Source organism: Pseudoalteromonas sp. CO109Y, assembly GCF_004208935.1.
GTDB lineage: Bacteria > Pseudomonadota > Gammaproteobacteria > Enterobacterales > Alteromonadaceae > Pseudoalteromonas > Pseudoalteromonas shioyasakiensis.
In genome coordinates this window covers 430,950-447,028 of sequence record NZ_SGPD01000042.1, presented here as the reverse complement: position 1 = coordinate 447,028, position 16,079 = coordinate 430,950, and the positions used below count along the sequence as shown (strand labels likewise).

13 protein-coding genes are annotated in these 16,079 nt (G+C 41.8%); 7 read left to right on the top strand and 6 right to left on the bottom strand.

Annotation, left to right across the window (positions count from 1 at the left end):
* Positions 1-99 precede the first annotated feature (99 nt).
* From ispG to ndk, 5 genes are all read right to left on the bottom strand, one after another.
* Positions 100-1,218: a flavodoxin-dependent (E)-4-hydroxy-3-methylbut-2-enyl-diphosphate synthase gene (gene ispG, locus EXT43_RS19650; protein WP_054553525.1), complete on the bottom strand. Its 1,119-nt coding sequence runs from the start codon at positions 1,216-1,218 to the stop codon at positions 100-102.
* A gap of 5 nt (positions 1,219-1,223) precedes the next feature.
* Positions 1,224-2,111: a RodZ domain-containing protein gene (locus EXT43_RS19645; RefSeq protein ID WP_062565864.1), complete on the bottom strand. Its 888-nt coding sequence runs from the start codon at positions 2,109-2,111 to the stop codon at positions 1,224-1,226.
* Positions 2,108-3,931: a type IV pilus biogenesis/stability protein PilW gene (gene pilW, locus EXT43_RS19640; RefSeq protein WP_063527450.1), complete on the bottom strand. Its 1,824-nt coding sequence runs from the start codon at positions 3,929-3,931 to the stop codon at positions 2,108-2,110. The genes EXT43_RS19645 and pilW overlap by 4 nt, the downstream gene beginning before the upstream one ends.
* Before the next feature lie 114 nt (positions 3,932-4,045).
* On the bottom strand, positions 4,046-5,176 hold the full coding sequence (locus EXT43_RS19635) for a bifunctional tRNA (adenosine(37)-C2)-methyltransferase TrmG/ribosomal RNA large subunit methyltransferase RlmN (RefSeq protein ID WP_062565862.1): 1,131 nt from the start codon (positions 5,174-5,176) through the stop codon (positions 4,046-4,048).
* Positions 5,177-5,346: 170 nt separating this feature from the next.
* Positions 5,347-5,778 carry a nucleoside-diphosphate kinase gene (ndk, locus tag EXT43_RS19630; protein ID WP_036972405.1) on the bottom strand — a complete coding sequence of 144 codons (432 nt, stop codon included), beginning with the start codon at positions 5,776-5,778 and terminating at the stop codon, positions 5,347-5,349.
* Positions 5,779-6,019: 241 nt separating this feature from the next.
* Between ndk and EXT43_RS19625 the strand changes: the two genes are divergently transcribed.
* From EXT43_RS19625 to yegQ, 7 genes are all read left to right on the top strand, one after another.
* Complete coding sequence (locus EXT43_RS19625; RefSeq protein ID WP_130167749.1) at positions 6,020-6,610, top strand: hypothetical protein; 591 nt, start codon at positions 6,020-6,022, stop codon at positions 6,608-6,610.
* Between the two features lie 447 nt (positions 6,611-7,057).
* Entirely contained in the window at positions 7,058-7,669 is a 612-nt protein-coding gene (locus EXT43_RS19620) for a hypothetical protein (protein WP_063528465.1), read from the top strand.
* On the top strand, positions 7,669-10,290 hold the full coding sequence (locus tag EXT43_RS19615; RefSeq protein WP_130167748.1) for a hypothetical protein: 2,622 nt from the start codon (positions 7,669-7,671) through the stop codon (positions 10,288-10,290). The genes EXT43_RS19620 and EXT43_RS19615 overlap by 1 nt, the downstream gene beginning before the upstream one ends.
* A gap of 81 nt (positions 10,291-10,371) precedes the next feature.
* Positions 10,372-10,860 carry a hypothetical protein gene (locus EXT43_RS19610; RefSeq protein ID WP_130167747.1) on the top strand — a complete coding sequence of 163 codons (489 nt, stop codon included), beginning with the start codon at positions 10,372-10,374 and terminating at the stop codon, positions 10,858-10,860.
* Positions 10,861-11,316: 456 nt separating this feature from the next.
* Entirely contained in the window at positions 11,317-11,898 is a 582-nt protein-coding gene (locus tag EXT43_RS19605) for a hypothetical protein (protein ID WP_058584534.1), read from the top strand.
* A 12-nt stretch (positions 11,899-11,910) separates the two neighbouring features.
* Complete coding sequence (locus EXT43_RS19600) at positions 11,911-13,458, top strand: S8 family serine peptidase (protein ID WP_130167746.1); 1,548 nt, start codon at positions 11,911-11,913, stop codon at positions 13,456-13,458.
* A gap of 196 nt (positions 13,459-13,654) precedes the next feature.
* Positions 13,655-15,040 carry a tRNA 5-hydroxyuridine modification protein YegQ gene (gene yegQ, locus EXT43_RS19595; protein ID WP_130167745.1) on the top strand — a complete coding sequence of 462 codons (1,386 nt, stop codon included), beginning with the start codon at positions 13,655-13,657 and terminating at the stop codon, positions 15,038-15,040.
* Positions 15,041-15,141: 101 nt separating this feature from the next.
* Here yegQ and EXT43_RS19590 read toward each other — a convergent pair whose 3' ends face one another.
* A complete protein-coding gene (locus EXT43_RS19590; RefSeq protein ID WP_130167744.1) occupies positions 15,142-16,062 on the bottom strand; it encodes an EamA family transporter in 921 nt (306 codons plus the stop codon).
* Positions 16,063-16,079: the final 17 nt, after the last annotated feature.

Genomic DNA, 16,079 nt, shown 5'->3' with positions numbered 1-16,079 from the left:
AATCGCGCCTCAAGAAAAACTAAAAAATTGACCCGTCATTATACCGTCTAAGCGGTAAAGGTAAACGGCAAACCCAAGGGTTTGCCGAGTATATGCGAATTATTCAACGATTTTGATGTCGATTGGCGTTTCTTTCTCTTTTTTAGCGATAAAGTCGCGCACATAGCCTTCAAGTTGGTCGACAATGTTATCGTTATCGATACGTGCTTTTTGGCGCTCACCATTGATGTATAAGCCAGAGCGACGGTTCGCACCAGCAAGGCCAATATCACTTACAAGTGCTTCGCCAGGACCATTTACTACACAACCAATTACCGACACAGACATAGGCTCAACCACGTCTTCAAGGCGCTCTTCAAGTTGGTTCATGGTGCTTACCACATCAAACTCTTGGCGTGAGCAGCTCGGGCAAGCAATAAAGTTAATGCCGCGAGAGCGAATGCGTAATGATTTTAAAATATCAAAACCAACTTTGATCTCTTGTACCGGATCGGCAGCAAGGGATACGCGCAGTGTGTCACCAATGCCTTCGGCTAGTAGCATACCTAAGCCAACAGCTGATTTAACAGAACCTGAGCGCATACCACCGGCTTCGGTAATACCTAAATGCAGAGGCTGGTCAATTTCTTTGGCAAGTAATCGATACGCACCAACCGCTAAAAATACATCTGACGCTTTAACGGATACTTTGAATTGATCAAAGTCTAAACGTTGTAAGATCTCAACATGGCGCATAGCTGATTCAAGTAAAGCTTCTGGCGTTGGTTCACCGTATTTTTCTTGTAAGTCGCGCTCTAATGAACCGCCATTAACACCAATACGAATCGGAATGTTATGCTCACGTGCAGAGTCTACAACGGCACGAATACGCTCTTCGCTTCCGATGTTACCCGGGTTAATACGTAAACAATCCGCACCATACTGAGCCACTTTTAATGCAATACGGTAATCAAAGTGAATATCTGTTACCAGCGGGATAGTGACTTGTTCTTTAATGCTTTTAAATGCTTCAGCTGCTTCCATGGTTGGTACAGACACACGCACAATATCGGCGCCGGCATCTTGAATAGCTTGAATTTGTGCAACCGTTGCATCGATATCTAGGGTGTTGGTGTTAGTCATCGACTGAACGGCAATTGGCGCACCATCACCAATTGGCACGTTACCTACGTTAATACGGGTCGATTTTCTGCGTTTAATAGGAGATTCTGAAAACATTGCGGTTACTCTGATAACGGTAAAGTAAATTTAGCTAAGCGATTTTTGGCAAAATGTGAGGTATCGACGGCTTGACCTTGAAAAGTAATGTCGACTACTTGGTGCTTGCCTAATACTACATTAAACGGCTGTGGGCCGGTTACTGTCATAATGTAACCTGCTTTTTTAACACCAAAAGCGATGCGATCGCCGTTGCCATCGTGAATTTCTACCCAGCTATCTTCATTGAAGTGCATCACCACTTCGCTGTGCTCAGGATCTGCCTTTTCAGTTTGTGGCTGAGCAGCAGATTGGTTTTGTGATGCAGCTTGATTTTGTGCTTCGTTGCTGGTCGTTGGCGCATCAGCTTCAGGCTGAGCGATTTCTTGCTCGCCTTCAGCGAGTGGTTGAATGGTTTCTTCAGCTGGTGCTTCTACAGTTAAGTCAGGTGAAATATCACTGCTTTCAAGTTGGTTTGGCATCGCAGTCGTGACCGGCTCTTCGATATTCTGGTTGCTATTTTGCCACCACCAAAACACAGACGAGCCAATGATCACCGCTACGATAAAGTAGCTAAACAGCATTAAACGGCTGTCATGTGCTTCTTTTTCTGTGCGGCGAGAAAAGCTCTGCATTTTTGACTTTTTCTCAGGCTCAACGTGCTCAGGCAGTAATTCAAGCATGGCTTGGCTATCGATTTTAAGCTCACGGCAATAGCTTCTGATATAACCTTTTACGAAGGTCGCAGGGCCTAGTAGTTCGTGCTCGTCGTTTTCTAGTCGTTGTAACTGTAAAACTGATAACTTTAATGCACCAGCAAGTTGCTCAAGGCTCATTCCTGCGTCTTCGCGGCGCTTTTTTAGCGCTTGGCCGAGCGTTTCTTGTGGTTGTTCTAAATTGTTTTCTTCATTCATAATGCGTATGAGTCTGGATCTACCAATAAGAGTCTATGCCCAGGTTCTAGGGCGACATCTGGGCTCAATTTGTTCCAGCGCATTAACTGATCGATCAATACGCTATGCTGTGTGGCTATGCTAAAGAGTGTGTCGCCATCATTGATGTCGTGATAAATGTTCGGATCGTTCAAATAAATGCGAGTACCGTTTTGTACACGATCCGATTCTTTTAAGCCATTCCACAGCAAAATCTTCTGTAGTTTAACATTGTATCGCACCGAAATGCTAAAGAGGTTTTCACCATTTTCAATAATATGATACGGGATATTCAGCGCCGGTACATTTGCGTTCAGCATGGGTAAGTTAAGCGGCTCGTTTGTCACGCTAAAGTCAGTGCTATTTGCGGTTGACGCCGTTGTTTGACTGCCACTAAATACGTTTTCGTCTTTTTCTGCTTCGTAAAAGACCACAGTGCTGGCATCATTTTTGGTATTTTGCGAGTTTGCTGGCGTTTGTTGTTGAACGCTTGGCGTTTGCGGTGCACCAAATGACACTATGGTCACTTCATCATTACTTTGCGCTGGTGTTTGCGCGTCTGTTTGCTGCTTTGCAATAACTGGAGTTTGTTCAACTTTACGAGAGGAAACTGTTTGGAAACCTTCGTCAGTTTGCTTTGTGAGCGTCTCTGGCGTTGTATCGCTCGTTTGTGAAGAGGCTAAAGTCTCTGTTACGGGCTTTTCTTCGCTGTCTGAGTTTACCTCAGTAGGCACCTGCTTATTACTTTGCGCTACAGTTTGTGGCTCGGGTTGAGTTTTGTTTACAGTTGGCTGCTCAACTAGAGAAGTTTGTTCATAAGTTGTTGGAACATTTGTGGTCTTTACAAGGCTTTGCCCGGTAGCAGCCACTGACGCCTGTGCAACAACAGCTTGTTTAGCAGGCGCTTTTCTTTTCACGATGCGAATTTTTGGCTGATCTTTGCTAACTATGCTGTTATCGCTTGAGATTTTCAGCTCTTCAAGCTGCGCTTGACGGTATTTTTCTCGTAGAACTTCAAATTCTGAGCGTTTAGTTTGCCCAGATGAAATGGTTTTCGCTTCTACTGAACCTGGATAGGTTTGTAGAATAATACCTGCCGTTGTTTCAGCTTTTTCAATATGGCCCATGCGTTGCTGAATTAAGTAGCTGAGCATGAGTGCTCGAGGTGTTACTCGGCCTAAAGATTCGTATTTTTCAATGATATCTTCAGCTTTATGAAGATCGCTTTTTGCGTAATACAAACCAGCAAGGCTTATCATTGAAGAAGGACGCTGTGAGCTGTGATTTAGTGCTGACTTAAGGTATTTTTCTGCGTTTTCAAAATCATCAAATTCAATCGCGCACAAGGCTAAGTTTTCGTAACTTTCAGCTACACGGATATAGCTAGGAATTGAAATCGCCTTAAGAAGCTCTTCTGCTGCGCGGTCGTATTCGCCAATGCCACACAAAAATACACCGTAGTTATTTAAGGTGTTCGGATCATTAGGGGCGATTTTTAGTGCGCGTTGATAGGCTTTATCTGCTAGCTCAGGTTCATCAACCTGTTGATAGTAATAAGCTAAAGAATAGTGTACTTCAGGAAGGTCAGGGGCAAAGTCTGCGGCACGTTCTAGGTTATATTTTGCTTGCGAGTTGTTGCCTGTCTTTAAGTACTGTAACGCAAGGGCGATACGAGTACGAGCAGCACCGGTATTATTAATCTTTTTTTCAACAACGGGTCTGTCGCTACCATTGTAGCTGTTTTCTGTAACACACCCTGTTAATGCTATTGCACTAACAGTAATGGCAAGTATAGAACGCATTACCTAATCTCTTCTTTGATTCCGTATGCCTATCTTACCGAAAAGCCTTTGTGTTGCATCTATTATTTTAAAAATAACGAGTTTGTCACAAAGGCTTATCTTTAAAAGTTACGCTTATGCTTGGTGAACATTTACCGCAATAGCGTTATCTTCGCGCATTTTCTTTTTCGCTAAACGTTTAGTACGGTCTACAACATCACCCACTAATTGCCCACAAGCTGCGTCAATATCATCACCACGGGTACGGCGAACAATACAGGTAATTCCCGCTGCTTGTAATACTTTAGAGAAGCGGTCGATGCGGCTGTTGCTCGAACGGCCATATTCATTACCTGGGAATGGGTTAAACGGAATTAGGTTCACTTTTGAAGGTGTACCTTTAAGAGTTTTAACCAATTCGTGAGCTTGATCTGTGCTGTCGTTTACACCTTGTAGCATAACGTATTCGATAGTCACATCTTTGTTTGCTTTAGAGCCATCAATATAACGACGACACGCCGCTAAAAACTCTTCGATAGGGTACTTTTTATTAATTGGTACCAGTACATCACGTAGTTCATTGTTTGGCGCGTGAAGTGAAATAGCCAGCGCTACGTCAATTTTCTCTTTTAATAAATCAAGAGCAGGTACCACACCAGAGGTACTTAATGTAACGCGACGCTTTGATAAACCAAAACCCCAGTCGTCCATCATAAGTTCCATTGCTGGTACTACATTTTTAAGGTTTAGTAATGGCTCACCCATACCCATCATTACCACGTTAGTAACTGGTCGCTTAGTGCTATCGCCATCTAAACCAATGTCTTTTGCAACACGCCATACCTGACCGATGATCTCAGATACTGATAAGTTACGGTTAAAGCCTTGTTGTGCTGTTGAGCAGAAAGTACATTCAAGGGCACAACCTACTTGTGATGAAACACATAAAGTTGCACGGTCTTTTTCTGGGATCCAAACAGCTTCTACTTCTTGGCCACCTTGTAGCATCAGAGCGTATTTGATGGTGCCATCACTTGCTACTTGCTTAACTGAGATTTCAGGAGCAACAATTTCACATTCAGCTTTTAGTTTCTCTTTTAGCTTTTTGTTGACGTTTGTCATGTCGTCAAAATTGTCTACACCAAAATGATAAATCCATTTCATCACCTGATCGCCACGGAATGGCTTTTCACCGAATGATACAAAAAGCTCACGCATTGCATCTCGGTTTAAATCTAATAAATTAATCTTTTTTTCAGTGGCCATGAAACAACCTCAATCAGTGACGGTGGTAAGTAGTTTGGGTGCGCGATTGTACATTATTTAATCGACTTAGTCATTAGCTAAACAGATTTACAATAGGCTTAGCTAATGACTAAAAAAGGGCCCGAAAGCCCTTTTTCTTCTGCATCACAGACTTAGCTGTGAACTCGAAATTAACGAGTACGTGGGCAGATTTCTTCGTCAGCGAAGAAGTATGCGATTTCACGTGCAGCTGATTCAACAGCGTCAGAACCGTGAACAGCATTTTCGTCGATGCTGTCTGCGTAGTCAGCACGTAAAGTACCAGCTAGTGCTTCAGCAGGGTTAGTAGCACCCATGATTTCACGGTTTTTAAGAACTGCGTTCTCACCTTCAAGAACAGTAACCATTACTGGACCAGATGTCATGAACTCAACTAAAGCACCGAAGAAAGGACGCTCGCTGTGCTCAGCGTAGAAACCTTCAGCTTTTTCTTTTGAAAGGTGAACCATTTTAGCTGCAACGATTTTAAGACCAGCAGTTTCGAAACGGTTGTAGATAGCACCGATGTGGTTTTTAGCAACTGCATCAGGTTTTACGATTGAAAAAGTACGCTCTAAAGCCATCTTTATGCTCCAATAATTTTAAATTTAAAAGGTTAAATATTAACGGGCGCGAATTATACGCGCTTTACGTGAAAATTCCTAATTTAATTAAATAGTCATTTGATGGCATTTTCATGAACCTTAACCATCTATAGCAACACGGGTATAAAGTGTGAGCGAATTTTAGCAGTTAAGTACTTGTTATGGGCTATTTTATAGGCAATTATTAACTCAGGAAATGATAAAACTAATAAGGACAATAATGAAAAATCTTTTACTGGCTAGTTTACTCGCAAGCTTTTTAGCTGGTTGTAATTCAGACTCAAACGATGAGCTTGAGTGCTCACCTTACCCCATTGCAATCGATATTAATAATTATGTTGTCACCCCAGAGCAAAACGAGGCTAATACAGCACTCGCTTATGATGCCTATACCATTAAATTAGGCGGTGTTGGTGAAGGCGTTTATAGTGAAGGAAATGAGCCCGACCCTAATAAAGAGTATGCAGAGTGTGCTATCCCTGCAGTGGTACTAGGGAGCGCGAACACCATTACAGCGATTAATATATACTCAAGCGCTGATTACAACAATGAACTCACTGCGGGTATGAGTTTAAATAGTGTGTTTGATATCACAGAGATGTTTGTTAATGATTTTGATTATTACAGTGATGGCAACTATGCCAGTGTAGAAGACTTCACGAGCGTATTACCCACTACAGCACCTATATTTATTGAACTAAAACCTAACCAAGCTCCTGAAGTTGAGAGTAGTCATATTTTTTATATCGATATAAGTTTTGCAAACGGCAAAACCTTTGCGCTTGAAACTGAAGAAATTCAGCTGTTTTAGTTTACTATTCTTCACTTAATGTCAGCGGGTTTCTCTGCTGACATACCCAATCTCTACTCGCTTAGAACGTGCTCACTTAGCTAAGCTAATTGCTATTAATTTACCATTTCTATAATGCATCTTAAAAGTGTAATAACATCAACTGTTATTGTTAACCTTTTGTTCACTTTTGTGCGGGTAAGCTAATTTCCGATGATAAGTTGGGGGTATTTTAAATCATTTAAAATCAATAATATCTGCTTTTAATTTGAATCTTTAATCTATCTTTTCAGAGGAAAATAGCAACAATAAAATTGTAATCGAAATGTTAAATTTAAGTGTACAAAACGCTACATGGTTTTTCGTGAATTCCTGAACTTATTCAATCATAAAATATTAGTGAATTGATTTTTTATAAACCAAAAATCTTACTTCCATTTTTATTTTGAATAATCAAAGGAGAGAACAATGAAACTACGCAGTGCACTTTCTAAGTTGTCATGCGCGTCAGCTTTTGCACTTGGCACCATGCTTACTTTGAGCCCCGCAGCCAATGCAATGAAACTAAAACAACAAAACTTACAAGAGATGGCCGTTGAGTCACAGAGCATTATTGCCGGTCAGGTGGTAAGCGTAACAGATGGTTTTGATAACAATCGTCCCTATACCGAAGTGACTATTCAGGTTTCGTCAGATGCTAAAGGCAAATTAAAAGAGGATTCAAATTACACTTTTCGTCAGTTTGGCTTGATCAAGCCCCGCTCTATGGGCAATGGCAAAGTGTATTTAGGCGCAACACCTGAGGGCTTTTCTAAATGGCGTGAAGGCGAACAAGTGATTGCCTTTATGTATAAGCCAGCATCAATCACAGGGTTTCAAACGACCGTTGGTTTAGCTCAAGGTAAATTTGTAGTGCGCAATGGCAAAGTAGAAAACATTTTTGCTAACAAAGGCGTTTTTGAAGGGTTAGATACCAGCAGCTTATCAGCAGAGCAACAAAATCTCTTAACCACACCAGGTGCAGTCGATGTGGGAGTTTTTATGGATTTAGTAGGTGAACTGTCTGGAGTACAACAATAATGAAATTTTCTAAAATCGCAGCAGCATTAACCCTTGCAACTATTTCAACAGGTGCGTTAGCCGGTGGCCCACTTTATATTCATGAACCGACAATGCAGCCATATAAATGGGATACCTCAAAAGGCAGTATTCCAGTGTGGACAGATGGCGGCCAACTTATCAAAGATAAAGACGGTAACGATGTTGAAACCTTCACTGTACTTGAAAAAGGCACTGTTTTTAACGTTGATGTTACCTTAGCTGATGGCACAGTGATCCCTGCTAATACAGAACTTGACCGAGATTATACATTTTTAACGATTGAGCAAGCCAACAAAGTAACGGCGAATGCTGTGAAAGAGTGGTCTGATGTAGAAACCTCGACCTTCGAGATGTCAGTGCAGGGCACGATTTTTGAGAAAACAGGCATTGCGGATGTGACTGCAGAAAATGTTGATCAAATTTATGGTGTTGAGAACGGTTATGGCTTTTGGGTCAATTACGACACTGATGGTGGTATTTTAGAAAACTATTTTGGTGTGCCAAGAAGCGCTGTTTTAGGTATTGCATTCCCTGAATGGGCTGATGAAGAAACCGGTGAGATTATTGAAGCGACAGCTTTAATGAACGGCTGGTATGTTGATATTAATGATACCGATGGCACGCAAGTTGGTGGGGTATTCACCCATGAGTTTGGCCATGCGATCAATATGTCTCACTCGCAAGCAAATGGCCATTTAGTGTATATGTCGGCTAGCTACAGCCCACAATACGACGGTGTACCGGGCTGTGCTGGGGTTACAGAGTTTACTAGTTCAAGTATGCTTGACTTTTCTGCCATTGAAACAATGTTCCCGTTTATTAATGTTCGTTCAACAGCAGGCTCTAATCAGCATACGATTAATGTAAAAGACGATATTGTTAATATTTCTGACCTCTATCCTACCGAGGAATACAAAGCAAAGTTCGGTAGTATTCAAGGAAAGCTTTTTACAAAAGAAGGCGTTGAGTATTCTGGTATTAATTTAATAGCACGAAATCTTGATAACCCCTATGAAGATGTGATCAGTCAACAGTCAGGTAACATGACACAAGGCCGTATCGGCCCAGATGGCTCATTTACCATTAATGGTTTAACACCAGGTGCACGTTATGCTCTTTATACCCAAGAGATCAATGCAGGTGGCTACCCAACTCAGCAAACGAATATTCTTTCTGAAGCTGAATATTGGAATGACAACGAAAGTGCAAACCCGGGAATAGATAATGCCTGTGCGATGACAGAGATAGTTGTTTCAGCGGGTGAAACTAAACAAGTTGAGATGTTCTTCAACGGTTATCAAGATGGTATTCAATATACGCCACTGATTTCAGCGTTTGTAATGGATCACGCTAAAAACGGTAAAAAAGCACTTGGAACAACCTCTTCGGGTATTCCTTTCTTATACGACAGTGCGACTAATTCGTTTGATACTTTAGTAAGCCCTGATGGCTACGCTTTATTAAGCTCTACAAGCACAGCAATGAACAAAACAGCAACTAAAGCTGCCATTACCGCACACTTTAATGATAATGGCGTGATGCAAGGCGGCGTCTGGGATATAAACTCAGGCAAAGTATCAATGCTTGAAGATTTAACGGGGAATAGTTGCTCGCTTTCAAGTCAGCAGGGGCAAAGCTCACATAGCATCTGGGATATGGATGATGATGGTAAGTTGATTGTTGGTACAACACGCTTCCCATATGATGGTTCAAATCGCTGTGCTGAAGGCGAAGCTGCACGTTCAGTTGGTATGCCTACTGTTTGGGATGCAAACACGGGTAAAGCAAGCGTTTTACCTGGCACCCAAATGGTTGACCGTACTTATGGTAGCGGTAAAGAAATCGCTATTATGAATGGCGATGAGCAAATTCGTCGTACGGCATGGGCGCGAGCAGATCGTATCTCTGGTAATGGCGAAACCATTACAGGTTCAACGAATGGCTTTACGCAAATTGCTTGGGTGAATGGCAAGCTTGTTGATACTTACACGGAGTTTGGTGCAATCGACAATTCAGTTATCTCTGAAAATGGTCGTTATGTCGCCTTTGGCGCCATCGAAAACCGTCGTCCTGCTGGCGTTAAAGTATGGGATACAGTAACCAATACAACTCAAAAAATTGGTAGCTTACGTTGGTGTGACAACATTCCTGCGATAAGTTTCTGGACCAACTATTGCGACCTAGGCTACAGCCATGAAGAATTAGTTGAACTAGGATTTGGCTTACCTTCAGTGATGGTTCTTGATGCAAATGAGGACTTATCGATGATCACCGGACGCGCTGGTAGCCCTCTATCTGGCGGCTTTGTTGGCGCTATTTATTTAAAAGGTATTGGCTGGATGTCATCAGCAGAGTTCTTTGCTAAGCAAGGTGTTACTGAAGCAAAAGGCTTGCTTACCGATAACATGTTTGGTCTAAGTGCTGATGGTTCTGAAATCATGGCTGGCATTGCTGGCGCAGTTTTATCAATAGAAATTGACGCGAATAAGGCATTTGTATGTGATAACGGCCGCGACCGTGAACTTAGCTTCCCTAAGCAAGTGGTTGATGCGGTGTCGGCAGGTGCTGAATTTGGCCGCTGCGCACATATTAATGACTAATACCATTTTGTGTTAAGCGCTTAAAGGTCCGGCTAGGTGGCTGGGCCTTTATTTCAATATCTTTGTAACAAAGGCCTGCTAATGTATAAAAGTTCAATAATAACAATAATATGGTTATGTATTCTAAGCTTTATTCCTGATCAAGCTAGTGCGCAAACCCATCAAGCTGCAAGCTCAACCAACAAAGGGTTTAATGTTCCTGAAGAGCTATTGACCACATGGGAGCTAGATGAGGCGGCTTCAATGGAATACGCAAAAAAGTCTGCGCACTGGAATGAACATATCGCTAATTTGATGCCGAAACTAATCGCAACAAATAAACAAATTAAGTACCGCTTTAATCAGGATGAAATGGTCACCATTCAGGCTGCAAAAGAGCACGAGCTTGCCATTAGTTTGATTAAGCAAACACTGACGTCATATAAATTCAAATTTGAATTCGACGATAAGCCAAAGCAATTGCAAGTGATAAAAGCCGCAGGTGGGCGGATCAATATTCAGGCCGATGGCCTACTTGGTTATCAGTTCTTATTGTGGAAAAAACGCCGAGAACGCTTAACTGGCGTATAAAAATATCAATGTTAAGGGCTTTGCTGTTAACATTAGCAAATCAAAACCAATTACCCTGGATAGTTAATTGAGTTTGATCTAAAAAGGTGGCCATAGGATTGGTCACCTTTTTTCTTTTCTGTATAAGTCCTTACTTAGTTTAATTTATGTAGTTCTAAAGTGCTAGTTTGCATCTGTTTTTATAATATTTAAGTGCTTGGTTACATTTTGGTACAGATTGATACACTCTTATATTGTGTGAATATGTCTTTAACAGTTTGTTAATAAAGGTGTTTTTTTACAGTCAAATTAATTGTTTTTCTTGCCATAATTTTTACCCTTTTTAGTGTGTTGAATTCTCATTTCACTTCCTCTATTACTTGTTTTGTCACTCATAACTAATTGTATAAATTAAATATATTTTATTATTGAGTGGTTTTAGCTGTTTTTAATAAAAACAAACAACAAGGAATTAATATGAAAAAAGCGCAGTTAGGTTTGTTAATCACATCATTCGCTATTATGGGTGGATGTGCAAAGTTAGACGCTCAAGTTAACGCTGGTGGCACTCTTAATTCAAAGGGTGGGGCTGGAAAAGCTGTGTTTACAGCACATGCAGCTCGTTGTGATGGAGAAGTAAGCGGAAAAGTAAATTACAAAGATGTAACTGCATTAGATTGGCAACAATCTGGAGGAGTATCATTTAACGCACAGGTTTATGGTGCAGGCTTATGTAGTGAAGATCCAGTGTCGCCTGATGGGGCAGAGTCTGGTGATGAGCGATTATTCTGCAAACAAGATATTTGCACTGAGGGGATGTATCAAGTTGAGTTTAATTATAACTCAACCAATCCTAGCCTGCCTGGAGAGGGGGTTGGCTTTGCATGCATGATGGATATTTCTGAAGGTATTAAATCTGGATTTGGTGCAAATGGGTTATTGAATGTGATGTTACTCGAGTCTGGTCCATACCAAGGCTATAACAATGCCGGAACAATAAGTGGCAATGTACAAGTGAAAGATTGCCCAAGTAGCAAAAATGACGACAACGCAGAGTAGAGAAGGAGTTTAATGATGATAAATAAAAAAACAGTTTTAGCGGCAAGCATTGCTCTTGCTTATAGTTTTCCTTCTTTAGCTGATCAATCAATGCGAATTGTTCTAGAAGCAAATAGTAATAAAGCCTCAGCGCTTAAATCGGAGTTGTTATCAAATAATATTAAAATAGAAAAAGAGCTTAGTTCACTAGAAAGTTTTGCAATTTCGATTGATAAAACTCAGTTAGCCAATGTTACAGGGCTTACAAACGTAAAGACTTTTTACCCTGACGTACCAAGAAAGTTAATGTCTGAAGGCGCTTCGCAATATATTCCGTATGGTTTAGCGATGGTTCAAGCTGATCAAGTTCAATATCAAGGCGGACAAAAAGTGTGTGTAATCGATAGCGGTTATGCCTTAGAGCACCCAGATTTGCCGAGTGCTGGTGTTACAGGCTCAGACGATGGCGGTGCTGGTGTGTGGTATCAAGATCCATTTGGTCATGGTACTCATGTTGCGGGCACGATTGTCGCAATCGACAATGAATTTGGTACGACAGGGATTGTCGATGATCATTCCCTTGATATGCACATTGTGCGTGTTTTTGCAGGTAATGGTAGCTGGGCTTACGCTTCGGATTTAGCCGGTGCGATTGATGAATGCCAGCAAGCTGGTTCAACGGTTATTTCAATGAGCCTTGGGGGAAAATACTCAAGCCCGATTGAAGAAAAAGCGTTAGATAAAGTTGCTCGTGCAAATATATTAATGGTTGCGGCAGCAGGAAATGCTGGTGAAGCTTCACATAGCTACCCTGCGTCTTATGATAGTGTGATTTCAGTCGCAGCGGTTGATAGCACTAAAAATCATGCAAGCTTTTCTCAGCGAAGCAGTCAAATTGAACTAGCAGCGCCAGGCGTTAATGTTTTCTCAACTGTGCCTGTTGACCGCGCGCGCTTTTCAAAATTTAATGTCACGCAAGATAATGTTAATTTCCAATATTATGGTATGGATGGCTCGCGTTTTGGTACTGTGACAGGGGAGCTCGTTGATTGTGGTTTAGGTACTCAGAGCTGTGGAGATGTAACAGGAAAAATCTGTCTAATCGAACGAGGGGAAATTCCGTTTTATAAAAAAGTAGAGCAGTGTGAAGCGGATGGCGGTGTGGGAGTTATTATTCGTAATAATAACCAAAGCCAGCTAATCGGCACTATTAACCCTACTTCTATGATTGCTGGCTCTGTGACAAGAAATGAGGGTCTTAATTTAATGGACAACCTCGGTAAGGAAACCACAATAACAGTCGCTGAGTTTTCAGATCATGACTTTAAATCAGGTACTTCGATGGCAACTCCCCATGTTTCCGGCGTAGCTGCATTGGTATGGAGTAATTATCCTGAGTGTTCTGCGAATGGTATTCGTTTAGCACTGAGGGCATCTGCCGATGATCAGGGGGATATGGGTTATGATCATGCTTACGGCTGGGGCATAGTGCAAGCCAAAGCAGCTGTTGATTATATCGCTGAAAATGGGTGTAAAGCATCTAGTAACGTATTACGTGGCGGAGATGGCTCAGCCCATTAACTATTCCTCTATATTGTTGTTATGACCAAAGCGCTTATGGCGCTTTTTTCGTTTGTCACCTACTCAACAATAAGCTCTATGAATCAATCATGATCTAGATCAATAAAATTACTGGACAGGTTATTATACTGCCGCGCTTCATTCTTGTATTAATTCATGCAACCGACTTGTACTCGGTTCGATGTGTGGAGCTTTCATGTCGTCACCTATTTTGACCCCTCGTCCTTTTACGCCTGAGTTGTTATCACCTGCGGGTAGTTTAAAGAATATGCGTTATGCCTTTGCCTATGGTGCAGATGCCGTTTACGCAGGCCAACCTCGTTATAGCCTTCGTGTTCGTAACAATGAGTTTGACCTAGATAATCTGCAAACCGGTATCAACGAAGCCCATGCGCAAAATAAAAAATTATATGTAGTGTCGAACATTGCTCCTCATAATGCCAAGGTAAAATCGTATTTACGCGATATTGAGCCTGTCATTGAGATGCAGCCAGATGCGCTGATCATGTCAGATCCTGGGCTTATCATGTTAGTGCGTGAAAAATGGCCAGACATGCCAATTCACTTATCTGTGCAGGCCAATGCGGTGAACTATGCCACAGTGAACTTTTGGGCTCAGCAGGGTATTGAACGAGTCATTTTATCGCGCGAATTATCGCTTGAAGAAATCGCTGAAATTCGTGAGCTATGCCCAAATACAGAATTAGAAGTGTTTGTTCACGGTGCACTTTGCATGGCGTACTCTGGCCGTTGTTTGCTATCGGGTTACATTAATAAACGCGATCCAAATCAAGGAACGTGCACTAATGCATGTCGCTGGAACTACGATGTGAAACCAGGCACCGAGAATGAAACCGGCGAAATGGTACATAAAATTGACCCTAAAGCGGTGATCCCAACCCTAGGTGATGGTGCCCCAAGTAATGAAGTATTTATGCTTGAAGAGCAAGGGCGTCCTGGTGAGTACATGCCTGCTTTTGAAGACGAGCATGGTACTTACATTATGAACTCAAAAGATTTACGTGCCGTTCAATATGTTGATCAACTAACGAAAATGGGCGTGCATAGTTTAAAAATTGAAGGCCGTACCAAGTCTTTCTACTATGTTGCTCGTACTGCACAAGTGTATCGTAAAGCCATTGATGATGCCGTTGCTGGTCGTCCATTTGACGCAAACTTATTTAAAACTCTTGAGAACTTAGCGCACCGTGGCTATACCGAAGGGTTCTTAAAGCGTCATGCGCATCAAGACTATCAAAACTATGAATACGGTCATTCGGTATCAGATAAACAGCAGTTTGTGGGTGAAGTATTAGGTCGCAACGATAATGGTTTAGTTGAAATTGATGTGAAAAATAAGTTCTGTACTGGTCATTCACTTGAGCTTATGACACCAAAAGGGAATATCAACTTTAAGTTGGATTTTATGGAAAACAAAAAAGGCGAAGCCATTAGCGATGCTAAAGGCTCAGGTCATATTGTTAAAATTCCTCTGCCAGAAGATATCGATTTAGATCACGCAATTTTGATGCGCAATCTTGATGCTAACCAAGATACTCGTAATCCTTTTAAAACAGCCTAAAGTAAACATGCGCTAAGTGAGTTTAAACTGACTTAGCGCATACATTTAATCTATATTATCAAGACATTGTCCTTTTGGGTTTCCCCTTTAATTATTTTAATTCAGGGTATAAGTAAACGTTTCGAGTAGCGCACTAATATTCGTTTAAAATTGACCGTTTGAATTACCAAGCTAATGCTCACTAAGCCAATGCCAAGCCAGCCAATTCGCTGAAACTGCTCATTTAAAATCACAATAGCCAGTATGGTGGCGATAATAGGCTCAAGTAAAGTAATGAGCACGGCTTGGCTAGCCGCTATGGTTTTTAAGCCAATACTAAATAGCCAATAACCTAAAAACATCGGTACTATGGCCATGTAAAGCGCCACGCTGGTATTGGTAACTGTGGCAAAAAGCGTATCTCCAGTGATCAATAACGAAGGCAAGAGTACACATGCAGCGCCGCCAAATAGGCTCGCCATAGTCGCTCTTGAGTGAACGCCGTTGCTAATTAAACGTTTGGCAACCCATGAATAGCCCGCATAGGTAAGCCCTGCAATTAAGCCAAGTAAAATTCCGATGTTTTGGCTAAACAGCCCCTTAGCAGCAGAGTTATGCTCTTTGGCTAACGCGATTAAGCCAATGCCTACTGCACCAAAGCAAAAGCTGACTAGCCAGCGAGTTGCAATGGGCTTTTTCTCAATTAAGTATTCCAATAAGACGGTAAATAAAGGGGCGCTGGCAATCGAAACAACGGTGCCAATTGCTACGCCGGCACTATTCATTGAGGTATAAAATGCTAGCGGATAAATAGCCACACAGGCTGAACCTAGTAGGGTTAGGCGGTAGTGCTTACGCAGTGTACTTGCATTGTTTATCAGTTGAGTTAGTGAGGTTAAGCAAAGTAATACGCCGCCAAACCCCATCGCAAACGCACCTATTGCAAAAGGGCTAATGTCTGGTGCAAAGCTTGCGGCCGTGCCTGTTGTGCCCCAAAACACACTGGCAACTAAAACGGCAATGGTCGCGATGGTATGGTTCATTGATGATTCGCTTTAAA